Origin of the sequence: Microbacterium sp. A84, from assembly GCF_051842815.1 — a bacterium.
Classification (GTDB): Bacteria; Actinomycetota; Actinomycetes; order Actinomycetales; family Microbacteriaceae; genus Microbacterium.
This window is the reverse complement of record NZ_JBPXMS010000004.1, coordinates 275,103-292,441: the sequence shown is the minus strand read 5'-3', so window position 1 is coordinate 292,441 and position 17,339 is coordinate 275,103. Positions and strand designations below refer to the sequence as shown.

The following is a 17,339-nucleotide window of genomic DNA, read 5'->3' as shown; positions in this document are numbered from 1 at the left end:
CCGTTCCCTTCGGTGGCTACTTGCCCACCTTCAGCATGTAGCCGAAACCGCGCTTGGTCTGAATGACAGATTCTTCGGTATGCGGATCAATCTTGCGACGCAGGTACGAGATGTAGCTCTCGACGATGCCGGCATCGCCGTTGAAGTCGTACTCCCACACGTGGTCGAGGATCTGCGCCTTCGAGAGCACGCGGTTGGGGTTGAGCATCAGGTAGCGCAGTAGCTTGAACTCGGTCGGGCTGAGCTCAATCGGCTCCTTGCCGACGAACACATCGTGCGTGTCCTGATCCATCGACAGCTCGCCGGCACGGATGATCGACTCCTCATCGGCCTGCATCGTGCGGCGGAGGATCGCCTGGGCACGAGCGACGATCTCATCGAGGGCGAACGGCTTGGTGACGTAGTCGTCACCGCCGGCGTTCAGACCTTCGATCTTGTCTTGCGTGTCATCCTTCGCCGTGAGGAAGAGGATCGGGGCGGTGAAGCCCGCGCCACGCAGGCGCTTGGTCACGCTGAACCCGTTCATGTCGGGGAGCATGACATCGAGGATGATGAGATCCGGTTCCTCTTCGAGGACAGCAGAGATCGTGGCCGCACCATTCGCGACCGTCTTCACCTGGAATCCAGCGAAGCTCAGGCCTGTGGAAAGCAGGTCACGGATGTTGGGCTCGTCATCGACGACCAGGATGCGCGCATCAGTCATGTCCCCATTATGGTGACTTCAGCCATGCGAAGGCTGATTATCTTTCGGAGCGCCCGATATGTCGTCTCCTGCTTCATGCACGCAGATCGCGATCTGCACGCGATTGTTGGCGGGCAGCTTGTCCATGATCCGCCCCACATGGGTCTTCACGGTGGCGAGACTGAGGAACAGTTTCGCGGCGATCTCGGCGTTACTGAGGCCGTGTGCGACTGCCTCTGCTACCTCACGTTCACGTGCGGTGAGTTCGCTGAGTCGGCTGTTCGCGACCCGGCGTCGATCGGCGATCCGACCGTCGGTGGCAGCGATGACCAGCTGGCGGGTGACGGAGGGGGAGAGCATCATCCGGCCATCGGCGACCTGATGCAACGCCGCGATCAGATCGACCGGTGGCGTGTCTTTGAGTAAGAAGCCCATTGCGCCGCTCTCCAGTGCGCCGAGCACTTCGGCGTCGGCGTCGAATGTCGTCAGCATGACGATGCGCGCATCGGGGCGCTCGGCGAGTATCCGTGCTGTTGCGCGGATGCCGTCGAGCCGAGGCATCCGGATATCCATCAGCACGACATCCGGACGCAGGCGCAGCGCCGCCTCGATTGCAACCTCGCCGTCGGCGGCTTCCCCGACGATACGGATGCCATCGCTGCCATCCAACAGCAGACGAAGGCCGGTGCGCACGAGTTGTTCGTCATCGACGAGCAGCACTCTCAATTCGGCCATGGCAGCACCACCTCTACTCGGAAGAGCCCGTCCGCCTCATCGATGAGAAGCTCGCCTCCGGCCAGACGTGCACGCTCGGCGACGCCGGTGAGCCCGAAACCGGGCGGGGCGACGGGCGCGCACACCCGGTTCTGAGCGGAAAGCCGCACGCCGGAGACGGCATCCGATGTCAGGTGAAGAAAGATGCGCTCGCCCTGAGCGTGCTTCCGCGCGTTGGTGAGCATCTCTTGCACGATCCGGAACAGGTGTCGGCCGAGCGCCGCAGGGATGCCGTCGGTGTCCAGCGCACTGATAATGATGGTGTTGCCGGCCGCACGTGCATCCGCGATGAGGGTGTGGATATCGGCAGCAATCGGCTGCGGACTGCTCTCCGTGTCGCCGTGACCCTCGCCACGAAGAACCCCCAGCACATCACGCAGCTCGTCCAGAGCCAGGTGGGAGTTTTCTCGGATCACCCCGGCAGCCTCTGCTGCCTGCTGTGGGGAGAGATCCCGGCGATACTCAAGCGCGCCGGCGTGCACAGCGATGAGCGACAACCGATGCCCCAGCACATCGTGCATCTCACGAGCGATACGCGAGCGCTCTTGGGCGCCCGCCCGCTCGATCTGCGCCGTGTGTGCTGCGTCAGCAGCCTCATCCAATTGCCGTCGTGCGCCGATGAGAAGACCGAGCAGAACCAGCGCACCCGTGAGAATTCCGCCGATGACGAGCAGCAGCCACAGCGGTGTGCCGTCATCGAACGGGTGCACCGTGATGTCGATGCAGTTGACTGCGGTGTACAGGGCCGCGGCAACGGCGATCTCCCGGGGTCGTCGACGGGCCGAGACGAATACGAGAAGGGCGGCAGCCGCTCCGGCTCCCAGCCAGGAGAACGCAGTCAGCGCGATCGCCACGGCGGGGATGAGTCGCGGGGCACGGCGGCGGAATGCGTACAGGCCGAGGACGACGACGCCGAGGCCCAGATCGATCAGCATGCGTACGCCGATCGCCGCGGCATCCTGCCCATCCGGATCGACGGTTTCCAACTCGACGCCGTAGCCGACGACGAACACCAGCATTCCGATGGCCGCTGCTGCGGCCCAGCGCCAGATGTCGCTCCATCTGCGCCTGCGTGCAGAAGACGAACGAGAGGTCACATACCAAGACTAGGCGGCGGGAATGCTGCCGAGTATCGACCGAAAGGATGACCGGCGTCGGGCATCGTCCGATCTTTCGGTCGATGCGGATCCTGCGCCGGCCGGGCGAAGATCGACACATGACGATTTCTGCCGAATATCACCGCCTGGCGCGGATTCGCCCGCGATACCGATGGTGGCGGGTACTCCTGACAGGACTGTTCGGCGCGGCCATGTATCTGACGCTGATGTTCGCGATCCTCATACCGGCGGGAATCGTCGCGGCGGAGAACCCCGGATTCGGGTCGGCATTCGACGCCTGGCTGAACAGTCCCGAATCCTTCGATCTGAATCAGCCCTGGTTGTTCGTCGCGCTGATGGTGCCGCTGATCCTGATGCTGCCCGCACTCTTTCTCGCATCCCGCATCGTCGAGGGGCGAGGTGCGGGGCTGCTCTCGTCGGTTGCCGGCCGGATCCGATGGGGCTGGCTGGCGCGCACCCTGTTGCTCGCTCTCGCCGTGTACGCGGTCTACTTTGCTGTTCTGTTCGCGTTGGCTGCGCTCTCCGGAGAATCAATCGTCATCGACGCATCGCATCCCGGGATCGCGCTCATGCTCGTCCTGGTGCTTCTGCTCGTGCCGCTACAGGCAGCAGCGGAGGAGTACGTCTTCCGGGGATACCTCATGCAGCTGATCGGCGGATGGCTGCGGCATCCGGCGTTCGCTATCCTGCTGCCGGCGCCGTTGTTCGTCATCGGGCACGGATACGATCTCTGGGGTGGGCTCAGCGTCGGCGTCTTCGCCATCGTCGCCGCGTGGCTGAGCTGGCGCACCGGAGGACTCGAAGCGGCGATCTCGATGCACATCGTGAACAACGTGCTGATCTTCGTACTCGGTAGCTTCTCCCTCGTCGACGCCAACGCGACCGAGGGTGCCCCCGCCGATCTCATCGCATCCGCGATCACGATGATCGTCTATGCGCTTCTGGCTGATCGCTGGGCGCGCACCCGAGGACTGGCGCGCACGGCGACGGCTCCGACGGCTCCGACGATGACTGCTCCAACTGCGACGACGGCGGAGTAACCTGGCGGCATGAACGGCGACGAAATGGGCGGTGACGCTGCCTGCTGGCTCGCCCAGGTCTGCCCCGAATGCGGCGCGATGCTGGACGATCGCGTGCGCCCGTGCTGGCGCTGCGGCGCCAGCCCGGCAGACGACACCGAGTCACCCGCTACGCGGTGACCCGCTACGCGGATGCCAGCGCGTCAGCGTCGAGGATCGTGTAGCTATAGCCCTGTTCGGCGAGAAAACGCTGGCGGTTCTGCGCGTAATCCTGGTCGACGGTGTCGCGGGCGATGAGCGTGTAGAAACTCGCGGTGTGGCCGGACTCCTTAGGGCGCAGCAGGCGCCCCAGTCGCTGGGCCTCTTCCTGACGGGATCCGAATGACCCGGAAACCTGGATCGCGACGGATGCCTCGGGCAGATCGATTGAGAAGTTCGCGACCTTGGATACGACGAGCAGCTCGATCTCGCCCACGCGGAACTGCTGGTACAACTTCTCACGATCATCGATCGGCGTGGCGCCCGTGATCTGCGGTGCGTTCAGCGCATCGGAAAGGATGTCGAGCTGGTCGAGATACTGCCCGATCACGAGGATGCGTTCGCCGGGGTGCTTGGCGATCAACTCCCGTACGGCGGCGATCTTGACCGGTGACGATGCCGCAAGGCGATAGCGGTCTTCATCCGTCGCCGCGGCGTACTCCATCCGGTCATCCGGCGGCAGGTCGACACGAACCTCGTAGCAGGCTGCGGGGGAGATGTACCCCTGAGCCTCGATCTGTTTCCAGGGGGCGTCGAAGCGCTTGGGGCCGATGAGGCTGAACACGTCGCCCTCGCGGCCGTCCTCGCGCACCAGAGTGGCCGTCAGGCCGATGCGGCGGCGGGCTTGCAGATCAGCAGTCAGCTTGAACACGGGGGCCGGTAGCAGGTGCACCTCGTCGTAGATGATGAGGCCCCAGTCCATCGCATCGAGCAGCGACAGGTGGGCGTACTCGCCCTTCCTCTTCGCGGTGAGGATCTGGTAGGTCGCGATCGTGACCGGCTTGACTTCCTTGACCTGGCCGGAGTACTCGCCGATCTCCTCGGCGGTGAGCGACGTGCGCTTGAGTAGCTCATCTCGCCACTGCCGTGCGGAGACCGTATTTGTCACGAGGATCAGCGTCGTTGTCCCCGTGGCGGCCATCGCCCCCGCGCCGACGATCGTCTTTCCTGCACCACAGGGGAGCACCACGACGCCAGAACCGTCCCGGGAGAAGGCGTCGACGGCGTCCTGCTGGTACGGCCGGATGTGCCAGCCATCCTCGGCGAGGTCGATCTCGTGCGGCGTTCCAGGGGTGTAACCGGCGAGGTCTTCGGCCGGCCAGCCGATCTTCAAAAGTTCCTGTTTGATCTGCCCCCGCGCCCACGCGTCGACCACGAAGGTGTCAGGGGTGGGATGCCCGACCAGCAGCGGCTGGATGCGCTTGTTGTTCGCCACCTGGGTGAGAACGGCCGGATCATTGGAGCGAAGAACCAGCGTGCCCTCATCGTCACGCTCGATGACAAGGCGACCGTAACGGTTCACTGTCTCGCGGAGGTCGACCGATACCGACGGCGGCACGGGAAAACGCGACCAGCGGTCGAGCGTGGACAGCATGTCCTCAGCGGTGTGACCGGCGGCGCGTGCGTTCCACAGGCCGAGACGGGTGATCCGATAGGTGTGGATGTGCTCTGGCGCGCGCTCCAGCTCGGCGAAGATCGCCAGCTCGTGGCGGGCGCTCTCGGCATCCGCGTGTGCGACTTCGAGCAGGACGGTGCGGTCGCTCTGGACGATCAGTGGGCCATCAGACATAGCAGGCTAGTCTACCGCGCTGTCGCGTCCGGGGTCTCACCGCGGGCGCGGATTCTCACCCGTCGGTCCCTGAGCCTGTCGAAGGGCTGACCACTTTCGCGGAACGGATGCTTTTGACCGGAAGGGTGCGCTCGACGTCGGCCGCACGGTCGCGACCGCGCAGCCTTCCACCGCCCAACCCGCTCGCCTCCAGCTGAAGTTCGCGGGTGGAACCGTCTGGCATCGCAATCTCGATGAGGAGCACTGCCTTGGCGCGCACTGCCGCTTCCAGCTCGCGATCCAACCACGCAGCATCCGCGTCAGGGCCCTGCTGTGCACGCAGACGTGCGACCAGCGAATCGTAGGATGCTGCCGCAGCAGACTCCTCTGGCGGCGCCGGGTTTCGGTCGACGACCTGGGGACGGCCGTCGGAGCCGACGATCGACGCCGGATAGCGTGCGTCGGTCAGAGCCCAGTAGACCGTGTCACGTCCGACACGGGAGCTGAGGCCACCGGATTCCCGAGTGAGCCCCAGCGGACGCAGTACTTGGTCCACTCCCACGGCGTCGAGCAGTGTGGCATCCACGCTCGTGACGCGGGTGCGGCCTGTTTCGGCATCGGTGAAGACGCGCACGAGGCCATGTCGCTGCGCGGTCTGCGTGACGAGGTACTCGAGTGGCTGGGGGATGCCGGTCAGCGACAACTCGCCGAGGAATTCGAGGATGGAGGCTGCCGTTTCGCCAGCAGCAAGCGCGTGCGAAACCGACTCGGCGGTGAATCGATACGAGGATGCCTGTGCCGCGGATTCCCTGGCGGCGATGCCTCGCAGCCTCACATCTAACGCTGAGGCGAGGGGACCAGGTGCGATCGCGGACAGATCGTTCTGCAGAAAGATTCGGTCAACTTCGGTGGGCAACATCTGTTGCAGCGCTGCCGCATCCGCGGGGGCGCCCTCGCGCAACGACGATGCCCACATCGGTTCGGCCCCGCCGTCGGCGATCAGCCCCAGCAGACGTGCACGTTCGATGAGGGTCGCGCTGCGTTCATTCCAGGAAGGATCCCAGGGATGCTGGTGCGCCCACAGTGGTACGGGCAGCCATCCTCCGGACGCTGTGCGCAATCCGCGGGGCAGCGCCGCACGGAAGGCTTCAGCGAGCCCCGCCCACCGCTCGGCGGCAGCGAGCCGCAGCCATGCTTCGCCGACCGAAGTCAGGCGTACCTGACGCTGAATCGTCGTGATCAGAGCGGCCGTTGCGGCAAGTGCGACGAGATCGTCGAGGATCTCGACGGGAAGGCCAGCGTCAGCCATCCGTCGCTTTTCTCCCGCTGCCAGGATTCCGCTGGTCAGCAGCGCAAGCGGCGACTCTCTGGCCAGCAGCAGCACGTCGGCAAGCGCGCCGACGCTGGTGAAGGCGCGTTCAGCCGAGTGGGCGTGCGCTTCCTCCGAGGCAGGGCTCGTCGATACTGTTTCGGTAATCTGCGGAAGCTCTCGAGTGGCAACGGCGTCCGCGACAGGAGGGGCTGGTGTGCCGTCGGGGCGCAGCAGCGCAAGTGCCAGAAGCGACTCGGCCTGCGGCTCGGTCTCGTCGCTGGTGCCTTGACCGGTGGCCGCGCGGTGCAACGCCGTCGCCTCCGCGAGGGTCAGGCGTGGCAGCATCCGCTCAATGGATGCGGGCTCGAGGAGAGCCTCAGCGGCGTCAAAGAAATCGAGCCATGCGACATCGCTGCGCACACCGCGCGCCTCGAAGAGCATCGCAAGTTGCGAATCGGGCGCAGAAGCCAGCCATACGGCGAGCGGGCGGGCATGCGTGCTCATAGTCAGGTGCGCCGCGCGGCGCGCCCCTTTCGCACGAAACTCATCACGAGTAGGGCGACGATCATCACGAAGGCGATGGGCAGACCGTACAGCGGGATGGCTGCGATGACAGGCCAGAGGCCGCTGCCGAAGGAGTTCTGATCCATTCCGACCGCGCTGCCGATGATGATGACGAAGAAGCAGATGACCGAGAGCGCGGCGAGCGTCAACGCCATGTAAGCGAGGGTGCGATCCAACCTGCGGATAGGAACTTCCGGTTCGGAATTCTGCGTACTCATCCGTCTCAGCTTAGTGCCTGGAACACCGGTAGGCTGATGGGTGGTCGCGCATGGACGCGATGCAATTTTTCGGCACCATCACACAGCGAGGTTTTCCCATGCCCACCGGCAAGGTCAGGTTCTACGACGACGAGAAGGGGTTCGGCTTCATCGCCAGCGATGATGGCCAGGACGTCTTCCTACACGCCTCCGCCCTGCCCACCGACGCCACTGTCAAGGCAGGGGCTCGAGTGGAGTTTGGTGTAGCCGACGGCAAGCGCGGTCTGCAGGCATTGTCCGTGCGCGTGCTCGAAGCTCCCGTCAGCCTCTCGAAGGCCAAGCGCAAGCCCGCAGACGATATGGCGATCATCGTCGAGGATCTCGTGAAGCTGCTCGACGGGATCGGCGGCGATTTGCGCCGCGGGCGATACCCGGCCAGCGCCCAGGGTCACAAGATCGCGGCAGTCTTGCGAAAGGTCGCTGATGACCTCGATGCCTGAGCCTGACGCGCACCTGATCGGTGCGCACGATCTCGCGCTCGCCGCGCTGCACGAGATCACTCCTGCCTCGACGGTTGGCCCGCCTGCGGGCTACCTGGCAGAGGACGACGGCTCCGTATCGTTGCGCTTCGAGAACCGCCTGCCGGGCTACCCGGGCTGGTACTGGACGGTCACTGTGGCGCGCGTTGAAGACGCCGAGCCGACCGTGCTCGAGATCGAGTTGATGCCCAACGAGGGTGCGTTGCTCGCGCCGGAGTGGGTGCCGTGGGCTGAGCGGCTTGCGGATTATCGTGCACACCAGGTGGAGCTTGCCGAGCAGGCCGCAGCGGCGGCGCTGGAGGCCGGCGAGACGGCTGAGATCTCTGATGCGTCCGACGACGAGTCCGATGAGGACGACGAGTCCGATGAAGACGAGTCCGACGACGACGATGATCTTGACGACGACGACGATCCCTCGGAGTCGCGCGTGCTGCACGCTGGCGACCTCGACGGTGTCGACATCGACGAGCTTGACGATTCGGCGATCGATGAGCCGAATGCTGACGACGGGTCCCTAGTGGCTTTCGATGACGAGACCGTGGTCGCTTTCGATGAAGAGGCAGAGTCCGTCGAAGAGGAGTGATCCTCGTCGACACATACGAAGACGACACATACAAAAATAGGGGCCGGCATGATGCCGGCCCCTATTTCGTTGCGTGGATCAGCCCGCGGTGTTCGCGAGCACGTAGTCGATCGAACGGGTGAGCTGGCGCACGTCATCCGGCTCGATCGAGACGAAGGTCGCGACGCGCAACTGATTGCGCCCGAGCTTGCGATACGGCTCGGTGTCTACCACGCCATTGGCGCGCAGTGTCTTCGCGATCGCCGCGGCGTCGATGCTGTCGTCGAAGTCGATCGTGACGACGACGGGGGAGCGGTGCGAGGGGTCAGCGACGAACGGAGTCGCGACAGCGGAAGCCTCTGCCCAGTCGTACAGCACCTGTGACGATTCCGCCGTGCGCGCGCCGGCCCAGGCGAGCCCACCGTTGTCGTTGATCCACTTCAGCTGGTTGTCCAACAAGTGCAGGGTCGTGAGTGCCGGCGTGTTCAGCGTCTGGTTCAGACGGGAGTTGTCGACCGCGTTCTTCAGACTCAGGAACTCGGGGATGTAGCGATCGGATGCCGCGATCCGCTCGATCCGCTCGATCGCAGCCGGCGATACCGCAGCAAACCACAGGCCACCATCCGAGCCGAGGTTCTTCTGTGGTGCGAAGTAGTAGACATCGGCCTGGGTCGCATCGAAGTCGATGCCACCCGCGGCGCTGGTCGCGTCGATTACGGTGAGGGCGCCGTCGGCGGCCACGCGCTCGACGGGGGCTGCGACACCGGTGGAGGTCTCGTTGTGCGGCCACGCGTAAACGTCGACGCCGTCGACGATCTCTGCCGCGACGAGCGATCCGGGCTCTGCCTTGCGCACGTCGGGGGCCTGGAGCCACGGGGCGCCTGCTGCCTTGGCGAACTTGCCGCCGAACTCCCCGAAGGTGAGGTTCTGGCTGCGGCGCTCGATCAGGCCGAATGCTGCGGCATCCCAGAACGCGGTCGATCCGCCGTTACCGAGCAGGATCTCATAACCTTCCGGAATGCGAAACAGGCTCGCGAACTGCTCGCGGACGCTGCCGACGAGGTTCTTCACCGGGGCCTGGCGGTGTGAAGTGCCGAGGATGCTGGCACCGGATGCCACCAGCGCTTCGAGCTGCGCTGGGCGCACCTTCGAGGGGCCACAGCCGAAGCGGCCGTCAACGGGCAGAAGGTCACGGGGTATCTCGATCGCCATGCGTTGATTCTAGGCGCGCGCGGACATGACCACTTTCACTGTGACCACTTTCACTGTGACCAACTCCGGCGTCTGCGCGGGAAGGTAGGCTTACCTAAGAAGACCCCGGAGGGCCTAATGGCAGATTTGATCGACACAACGGAGATGTATCTCCGCACCATCCTCGAACTCGAGGAGGAGAATATCGTGCCGCTGCGCGCCCGCATCTCGGAGCGACTCGGACACTCCGGTCCAACCGTCTCGCAGACCGTCGGGCGCATGGAGCGCGATGGACTCGTCATCGTCGCCGAGGATCGCACACTCGAGTTGACCGACTCTGGCCGGCGCAAGGCTGTCGACGTGATGCGCAAGCACCGTCTGGCAGAACGGTTGTTGGCGGATGTGATCGGTTTGGACTGGGCTTACGTGCATGAAGAGGCCTGCCGTTGGGAGCACGTGATGAGCGAGCAGGTTGAGCGCCGCCTCATCGAGCTGCTCGGCCACCCCACCGAATCGCCGTATGGCAACCCGATCCCTGGCCTTGACCAGCTCGGTGATGTTGCCGCGCGCACGTTTGATCAGGGCGTCATCGGGCTCGTGCAGAAGCTCAACGCTGCCGGTGAGCCGATCGAAGGAACGGTGCGCCGTCTCGCCGAGCCGGCGCAGGTCGATCCCGAGCTGCTGGAGCAGTTGCGCGATGCGGGCGTCTTGCCCGGTGCGCACGGCAACTATCGCTTCAACGAGGGCTATGTGCTGATCCAGATGGACGGCAACGACGAGGCACTTGAGCTTCCGGTTGAGCTTGCTTCGCACATCTTCTTGGTGGGCGATCCGGCCTGACGGGCCGTGCCTGGTAGCTGTGTGGCACCCGCTTTCGGGTGGTTGTCCACAACCCAGGGTGACAGAATCGTTATCATCCGGTAACCTCGGACAAGTCGCCAGTGAAGAAAGCCCGCTGGCGGCAAACCCGCGAAGATTGCCTCACCGGCTCGTCATCTTCGCGGATAGATCGCATTGCGTGCCCCGAGCAGATGCCCCGATAAGCAAAGTGCCGACGAGCCAGCGCCACCCGAGCGCCGAGGCGCAGGAGGATCACCTTTTGGCCCTAGATATTGAATCAACCACGACCACACCCGAAAAACTTCCGAAGCGACCGCTCGCTGTCGCCCCTCGTAACGCCGCACGCAAGATGATCAAGCCGATGCGCTCGATCGCCATCTTCGGCGCCGTCGGTGTTCTGGTTGCTGGAATCGCGCTTCCCTCATTCGCATCTTCCGGCGCTCCGGTTGACGCCACCGCGACGCTCCAGCAGGTTGCCTTCGACGACGCACAGTCGCTTGTGGTCGCCTCTCAAGCCACCGCAGCGCCCCTTGACCGTGGCACGTACACCGCCACGACTCCTGAGGAGATCGCGGAGAAGAAGGAAAAGGAAGCAGCTGCCGCTCGCGCCGCAGCTGCGGCCGCGGCTTCCGTGGCTTCCACACCGAGGAACTTCAACCCTGGCAACTACGAGCTGGTCTCGCCGGGTTCGGGTGAAGTGCGCTACCCGCTCCCGCAGGGCTCGTACAACCAGGGACGCACCATCGGTGGCGGGCACAACGGTGTCGACATGCTCGCGCCCCAGGGCACGCCCATCTACTCGACAGCTGCAGGTGTGGTCCGAGCCTCGGCCGAGAGCATCGGCGGCTACGGTGTGGCGGTCATGATCGATCACGTCGTCGGCGGACAGAGCGTTTCCACGACCTACGGCCACATGACCTACGGCTCCCGGCAAGTCCAGGCTGGGCAGAGCGTTGGCGCCGGTCAGCTCATCGGATTCGTCGGAAGCACGGGACGCTCGACGGCGAACCACCTGCACTTCGAGGTCTGGTACGGAGGCTCGCTCGTCGAGCCGTACTCCTGGCTCGCAGCCAACGCTGGCTGATCTTTTTCTGGTGACCTCCGGCGCAACACGCGTCTGATCGTTCACCTGCTGTTTCGTCATCTGTCGGCACGATGGGTTAGCCTGTACCCGTCGTCGCACGGATGGGAGAAAGCTGATGGAACGAATACCGAGCATCCGCACCATGGATGCACTCGGTCGTTACGTTCTTCGGCATTGCCCGCAGGGATGCACTGAGCTTGTCGTGTGCGAAAGGCGCTGTCTGTAAAGACGGCGCCTTTTTTGGTTCCTGCGTACTTTCCTCTGTCGTCCGTGTGGCGTCGTGTGAGTCGAGAGTGCCGGGAAGCCGTCCCGGCGGATCGAGAGGAAGACGATGCGCACACTTGTTCTGAACGCCGGGTATGAACCGCTCGCGGTGGTGTCCTTCAAACGAGCCCTGGTGCTCGTCATGAATCAGAAGGCCACCGTGGTGGAACGCGTGGAGGATGATCCTGTCTGGGCGGCGGGTGGCGCCTACGATCGTCCCGCCGTCATCGTTCTGGCGAGATACGTTCGCCTCCCTCGGAGCCGGCGTGTCCCCGTAACCAGACGCGGCGTGCTGAGACGAGACGACCATCGGTGTGGCTATTGCGGCAAGTCAGCTTCCACGATCGATCATGTTCTGCCGCGCTCACGCGGCGGAGCGTATTCCTGGGAGAATCTTGTCGCCTGCTGCCTGCGGTGCAACAACGTCAAGAGCGACCGCACGCCGCAGGAGATGCAGTGGCAGCTGCGGTTCAGCCCGCGGCCGCCACGAGGATCCTCGTGGACAGTTCGAGGGACCGAGCGTAGCGATCCGTGTTGGGAACCATATTTGGCTCTGGCGGCGTAGAACTCGGATTTCCGAAGTTCGGATGTCATGATTTGCTGGATCCCGACAGTACAGGGTGAGAGACTTTCCCGACCCGCGAGGATCCATGTACATCGAAGACGCCGACGCCGAGCTGATCAGGCTCGCCCGACGAGGTGACCGGGGTGCCTTTGCGACGTTATTCGAGCGTCACTCGAAGGCGGTGTATCTCTACTCGTGGAGCATGCTGCGCGATGATTCGGATGCCGATGACATCACTCAGGATGTCTTCGTGGTCGCCTGGCGGCGTCTGCGACATATCCGTATCGTCGAGCGATCTGCACTGCCATGGATGCTGGTGACGGCGAGGAACCTGTCACGAAATCAGCTGCGACGCCGTCGGTCGGCGCTGTCCCTGGATGAGACGCTGCTGCCCGTGGATGCCACACGTCAGGAGAGGGTCGAGGAGGTCAGCTGGGTGCGGCACTCGATCGAAAAGCTCGGCGGTATCGATCAGCGCATCATCCATCTGTGTCTGGTCGAGGGATATTCCTACGACGAGGCGGCAGAGCATCTCGGTGTGTCGACCGCAGCGCTTGCCAAGCGATTGCAGCGGGCGAAGGCAGTGCTGCGGCTGTCGCTGAGGGGTGAATCATGAGCGAGCGGCCAAAGGAAGGCATTTACCTGGACGCCGCTCTCGGAGTGATCGGCGAGCAGGTGGCTGAGCGCATCGATGAGATCGACCGTCGACGTCGTCGGCGCACTCGGGTGGGAGTGTCTGTGCTGGCAGCTGTGACAGTGCTCAGCGGGTCGCTGGCGGCGGCCGCGATGACCGGGGCGTTCGAGTCTCCCGAGTCGGAAGCAGATCGCGGTCCGGGCTCGATGTCGGAGCCCGCGCACCTGCGGTGCGTGGAAGATGCGGATGCTGGGCCGACCGCGTTCTTCACCGCCAACTATCGCCTTGCCGCGGGGGCGACGCTTGATGTGGCGATGGTGTGCGAGCAGGCGCGGACGATGATTGCTGCGGATGACGAGATTCTCGCGGACTCGAGCCCGGAGGAACTCGTGGCCTTCGCCGAGCGGATGCTACTGACGAGGCTCGACGATGATGCCGTGCGTGTGAGCGAGGCATCCTTTGGTACCGTCTCTGCGATGCCGTTGCCGGATGTACGCACCTGTGTCTCCGAGTCGCGTGCTGTCGTCGTATTCGTCGCGACGGGCGATGCCTCGCAGGCCACCTGCGCGGAGGGTTGGCAGTGAAGAGTGGCAGCCGGAGAGTTCCAGGGCCGTTCACGCGGCTGATGAGGCAACCACAGCGCCTCGGGGCGGTCGTGTTGCTGTGCGTGACCGGCCTGGCCGCAGCGGGGGTGCAGTCTTCAGCCGGTCTGATGCTGCAGGCGACGATTGACGATGAATGGCGCGGCGACTACGACATTCTCGTGACGGCCACCGATGAGCTGGGCGCGATCGAGGGTCTCCTGCCGCCGAACGCGCTCGGCAGTGGTGGGGAGGGGCTCAGCCTTGGCGATTGGGATGTTGTTGAGGCCATCGATGGCGTCGGAGTGGCGGCGCCACTCGGAAGCGTGTTGGTTCCCGGGCTGAAGTTCTCGACCGCGGGGCTGTTGATCCCCGGTGATCTGATCGCTGAAGAAGAGGGGCCGCAGGCCTACCGGGTCACGACGACATTCACGACGGATGACGGGTTGGGAGAGCGGATCGTTCAGCAGGAGAGCACTCCGCTGGTATTTGATCCGGTTGGGGAGCAAGGACCGACCGAGGAAGAGCTGCAGGCGTGCACGAGTAGCGCTTCGTCGAGTTTCGGAGCCAGCGGGAGCGCCATGTACACGGCAGATCCGGAGCGGCATCAGGCGCTGATGCGTTACAGCTGCTCTGGCGCTCGGTTTGGGCGCGGTGCCAGTGCTGGTATGCCTTCCAACGGCGGATGGGGTGGTTCGCGTGCGAATCCGGGTGAATCGAGCATCGAGGTGGGTTTCACTGCGCCAAACCCCGTCACGCGCATCGATCTCGTGGATCCGGAATCTGAGCGCGCACTGCTGGGCGACCGCGGTAGTTTCCTCGATCCGTTGGTCTCGATTGCCGCAGATGCGGACACGAGCATCCAGGAATTGAGTGCGTGGGCGGAAGCCGATGGCGGAACGCGGGCGACAGAGATCGAAGACATGATGCTGCGGTACGCGGACGCGTCGTTGTCGGGATACCCGGAGGACGCGCTGGCAGATCTGCGGGCGCTGTTCGCCGAAAACGGTGACGACTTCGACGCGAGCGTGGCCAAGGGCCTGTCGGGATCCGGTGTTATGCCGCTGATCATCAGCGACGTGGACGTCGCCGCGTTGACGATGCGGGTGGACGTGGAGGCGTTCGGGCCGACGACGAAGCGAGAAGACTTTGGCTACGAAATACCCCAGGCCATCACAGATGGATCTCCGGGCGAGCGCATCGGCACGGCAGTCGGAGATGTCGCCGATATTCTCAACCCATTCAGCGACAGCACGGTGGGCGTCGGTTGGCCGGGGACGGATGCGGCGGCACCTGCCGATTCGAACTTGTATTTCGCGCAGCAGATCATGACGGCAGCATCCGGTTCGCCGATGGGGTATTCGGTCATGAAAGACGGCGTCGAGCTGAATGCGGACGGATTCGCCGAGGCGATCAATGATGACTTCTTCATCGACGGGATTCGGCTGATCGAGGACGGCACCGTTGTGGGCGCGGAGTCTGCCTTTCTGACGCCGCGGACGCTGAAGGACTTAACCATGAGCGAGTTCGGGTCCGCGGCTGCAGTGCCGATTGGTGCATTCGACCCGGATGACATCGCCGTCGACGACAATGTGGCGAACTACGTGCCGCTTGGCGCGTATGCCCCGGTGGGCTCGGAGGTGAGCGGCGGCCAGCACTCCGGCACAACCATGGAACCCAGCCTCACCGGTCTCGGACTCGTTGCTTCGCGGACGGTCGCGATCGGTTCGATCCACAGTGCGGCGATCTGGGGAGACGATCGGCCGATCTCATCGATCCGCGTGCGGGTGACTGGCATCGACGGGTATACGGCCGAGGCGCGCAAACGGGTCATTCAGGTGGCCCAGTCGATTGAAGATCTCGGGTTCAACGCCGCAATCGTCGCGGGTTCGTCGCCGACCGATGCCGACGTGCTCGTGAACGACTATGCATTCGGGACGGACGATGTCGCCACCCCACAGGTAGTCGGATCCCTCGGCACGGTGACGCAGCGCTGGTCTGAGTTGGGGGCAGCGGCCCGAGTGAACCTGTCGATCTCGACGGGAACCTGGGCGATGCTGGCCGTCGCGCTCGCCGCAGGGGTTCTTCTGCTCGGGGCCACGCAGGTGGCATCCATCCCAGGGCGCAGGCAACAGGCCGTCGTGATGCGCGAGCTCGGCTTTCCGCGAGCGCGCAGGGCACGGTGGTTCGCCGCGGAGGAGATTCCCTCGCTGGTCATCGTTACCGTGATCGCGGGTGCTGCGTGGATGCTGTCCGGGCAGACCGCGGTGGCTGCGGTCGCTGCCGGAGTCGCGGTCGCGGCGCTGGTCGCAGCATCCACGCTCACGATTCTCTCGTCTTCTCAGACGCGACTGGCGAGAGTACGTGACAGCCGTTCGCGGCGTCGCGGGGCGCGCTCGGTGACATCTTTCGGGCTGCGACAGGCGTTGATTCATCCCGTGACGAGCATCGTGCATGCATCGGCGATCGTCATCGTGGGGCTCGCCGCGGCCGCACTGACGCAGGCGATCCAGGAGAGCCGGGAGGCTGCGGGAGCCAGCAGCCTCTCGCAGCTTGTGGCGACGCAGATGCTCATCCCGCAGTTGATTCTCGGCGCGGTGGGAATTGTCGGGGGCGTATTGCTGGCGCGGCTGGTGCGCCGACTGGATCTCGCGCGGCGCTCGGAACAATGGGCGACGCTGCGGGCGGCGGGATGGACGAGTGGGCAGGTTGCTCGTGCGCAGCGCGCGGAGGGTATGGCGATCGTCGGTCCCGCGTTGATTCTCACTGGTGCGGCCGCCGCGGCGGGTGCGCTGTTAATCGGTTGGACCGACCCGTGGTTGCATGTCGCGTTGGCGCTCGCCGCCGGCGCACTGAGCGCGCTGCTGAGCTTTATGACAAGGACGAGAGGAACCGCGCTGTGACGATTTCCGAGGAGACGGCGACGGTGTCGAAGGGCGCTGCGGACTACGGCGGCCCCGCGATCGAGATGCGGGACATCACGATCCAGTTCGAGCGTCCTGGCGATGATCCGCTGTCCATCGTCCGCGACTACAACCTGACGTTGGAGCGTGGGCGCATGCACTGTCTCGCCGGGCGCAGCGGGTCGGGGAAGACCAGCATCTTGCGGGTCGCGGCCGGGCTCGTGCCGCCATCCGCTGGCAACGTGTTGTGGGAGGGGCTGGAGGTGACCGGCCTTGCCGATGACGTTGTGACTGAGCGCAGGCGTGGGCACGTCGGGTACCTGGATCAGCGGGGGAGCTTGGTGCCAGGGCTCACGGCCCTCGAGAATGTGCTGTTGCCCGCCGTTCCTGACCGTCGCACGCGTGCACTCTCGCGTCGTGCGCGGGACCTGCTGCACCGGCTGGGTGTGGGAGATCGCGCGACCTACTTCCCGGAGCGGCTCTCCGGTGGTGAACGCCAGCGGGTGGCCTTCGCACGGGCACTGCTGCTGAGCCCTGCCGTGGTGATGGCGGACGAGCCGACTGCGAGCCTTGATCGCGCCACGGCTGATCAGCTCATCACTCTGTTGCGCGGGTTGCTCGACGACGGTATCGCCGTGCTTGTCGCATCACACGACCAGCACCTGATCGCGGCCGCCGATGAGCGAACCGAGCTCGCCTGATT

At 64.7% G+C, this 17,339-nt stretch carries 17 protein-coding genes; 10 read left to right on the top strand and 7 right to left on the bottom strand.

The window, feature by feature from the left end:
- Positions 1-16 precede the first annotated feature (16 nt).
- The 3 genes from ACSU04_RS16220 to ACSU04_RS16210 are packed head-to-tail and all read right to left on the bottom strand — an operon-like array spanning position 17 to position 2,553.
- A complete protein-coding gene (locus tag ACSU04_RS16220; protein WP_033106665.1) occupies positions 17-703 on the bottom strand; it encodes a response regulator transcription factor in 687 nt (228 codons plus the stop codon).
- Positions 704-721: 18 nt separating this feature from the next.
- Positions 722-1,417: a response regulator gene (locus tag ACSU04_RS16215; RefSeq protein ID WP_439290288.1), complete on the bottom strand. Its 696-nt coding sequence runs from the start codon at positions 1,415-1,417 to the stop codon at positions 722-724.
- Positions 1,405-2,553, bottom strand: a complete 1,149-nt coding sequence (locus tag ACSU04_RS16210) for a sensor histidine kinase (RefSeq protein WP_439290287.1) — start codon at positions 2,551-2,553, stop codon at positions 1,405-1,407. The genes ACSU04_RS16215 and ACSU04_RS16210 overlap by 13 nt, the downstream gene beginning before the upstream one ends.
- Before the next feature lie 119 nt (positions 2,554-2,672).
- Between ACSU04_RS16210 and ACSU04_RS16205 the strand changes: the two genes are divergently transcribed.
- Complete coding sequence (locus tag ACSU04_RS16205) at positions 2,673-3,614, top strand: lysostaphin resistance A-like protein (RefSeq protein WP_439290286.1); 942 nt, start codon at positions 2,673-2,675, stop codon at positions 3,612-3,614.
- 163 nt (positions 3,615-3,777) lie between these two features.
- On the opposite strand, the gene ACSU04_RS16200 is transcribed toward ACSU04_RS16205, so the two are convergent.
- From ACSU04_RS16200 to ACSU04_RS16190, 3 genes are read right to left on the bottom strand one after another with little or no spacing between them, the layout of a single operon-like run.
- Positions 3,778-5,421 carry a DNA repair helicase XPB gene (locus tag ACSU04_RS16200; RefSeq protein WP_439280760.1) on the bottom strand — a complete coding sequence of 548 codons (1,644 nt, stop codon included), beginning with the start codon at positions 5,419-5,421 and terminating at the stop codon, positions 3,778-3,780.
- 55 nt (positions 5,422-5,476) lie between these two features.
- Positions 5,477-7,216 carry a helicase-associated domain-containing protein gene (locus ACSU04_RS16195; protein ID WP_439290285.1) on the bottom strand — a complete coding sequence of 580 codons (1,740 nt, stop codon included), beginning with the start codon at positions 7,214-7,216 and terminating at the stop codon, positions 5,477-5,479.
- A gap of 2 nt (positions 7,217-7,218) precedes the next feature.
- Positions 7,219-7,494 carry a multidrug ABC transporter ATPase gene (locus ACSU04_RS16190; RefSeq protein ID WP_439280758.1) on the bottom strand — a complete coding sequence of 92 codons (276 nt, stop codon included), beginning with the start codon at positions 7,492-7,494 and terminating at the stop codon, positions 7,219-7,221.
- 98 nt (positions 7,495-7,592) lie between these two features.
- Between ACSU04_RS16190 and ACSU04_RS16185 the strand changes: the two genes are divergently transcribed.
- Complete coding sequence (locus ACSU04_RS16185) at positions 7,593-7,973, top strand: cold-shock protein (protein ID WP_439280757.1); 381 nt, start codon at positions 7,593-7,595, stop codon at positions 7,971-7,973.
- Entirely contained in the window at positions 7,957-8,595 is a 639-nt protein-coding gene (locus tag ACSU04_RS16180; protein ID WP_439290284.1) for a DUF3027 domain-containing protein, read from the top strand. Before ACSU04_RS16185 ends, ACSU04_RS16180 begins: the two co-directional genes overlap by 17 nt.
- Before the next feature lie 78 nt (positions 8,596-8,673).
- Here ACSU04_RS16180 and serC read toward each other — a convergent pair whose 3' ends face one another.
- Entirely contained in the window at positions 8,674-9,786 is a 1,113-nt protein-coding gene (gene serC / locus ACSU04_RS16175) for a phosphoserine transaminase (RefSeq protein WP_439290283.1), read from the bottom strand.
- Between the two features lie 117 nt (positions 9,787-9,903).
- Between serC and ACSU04_RS16170 the strand changes: the two genes are divergently transcribed.
- The 7 genes from ACSU04_RS16170 (at position 9,904) to ACSU04_RS16140 (ending at position 17,337) form a co-directional block, all read left to right on the top strand.
- Positions 9,904-10,605, top strand: a complete 702-nt coding sequence (locus ACSU04_RS16170; protein WP_439280754.1) for a metal-dependent transcriptional regulator — start codon at positions 9,904-9,906, stop codon at positions 10,603-10,605.
- A 259-nt stretch (positions 10,606-10,864) separates the two neighbouring features.
- Positions 10,865-11,689, top strand: coding sequence for a M23 family metallopeptidase (locus tag ACSU04_RS16165; protein WP_439290282.1), 825 nt, complete (start codon positions 10,865-10,867; stop codon positions 11,687-11,689).
- Between the two features lie 331 nt (positions 11,690-12,020).
- Positions 12,021-12,518, top strand: a complete 498-nt coding sequence (locus ACSU04_RS16160) for an HNH endonuclease (RefSeq protein WP_439280752.1) — start codon at positions 12,021-12,023, stop codon at positions 12,516-12,518.
- An 85-nt stretch (positions 12,519-12,603) separates the two neighbouring features.
- Positions 12,604-13,134, top strand: coding sequence for an RNA polymerase sigma factor (locus ACSU04_RS16155; protein WP_439290281.1), 531 nt, complete (start codon positions 12,604-12,606; stop codon positions 13,132-13,134).
- Positions 13,131-13,736, top strand: coding sequence for a hypothetical protein (locus tag ACSU04_RS16150; RefSeq protein WP_439290280.1), 606 nt, complete (start codon positions 13,131-13,133; stop codon positions 13,734-13,736). The genes ACSU04_RS16155 and ACSU04_RS16150 overlap by 4 nt, the downstream gene beginning before the upstream one ends.
- A gap of 41 nt (positions 13,737-13,777) precedes the next feature.
- Complete coding sequence (locus tag ACSU04_RS16145; RefSeq protein ID WP_439290279.1) at positions 13,778-16,636, top strand: hypothetical protein; 2,859 nt, start codon at positions 13,778-13,780, stop codon at positions 16,634-16,636.
- On the top strand, positions 16,633-17,337 hold the full coding sequence (locus ACSU04_RS16140; protein ID WP_439290278.1) for an ABC transporter ATP-binding protein: 705 nt from the start codon (positions 16,633-16,635) through the stop codon (positions 17,335-17,337). Before ACSU04_RS16145 ends, ACSU04_RS16140 begins: the two co-directional genes overlap by 4 nt.
- Positions 17,338-17,339 lie beyond the last annotated feature (2 nt).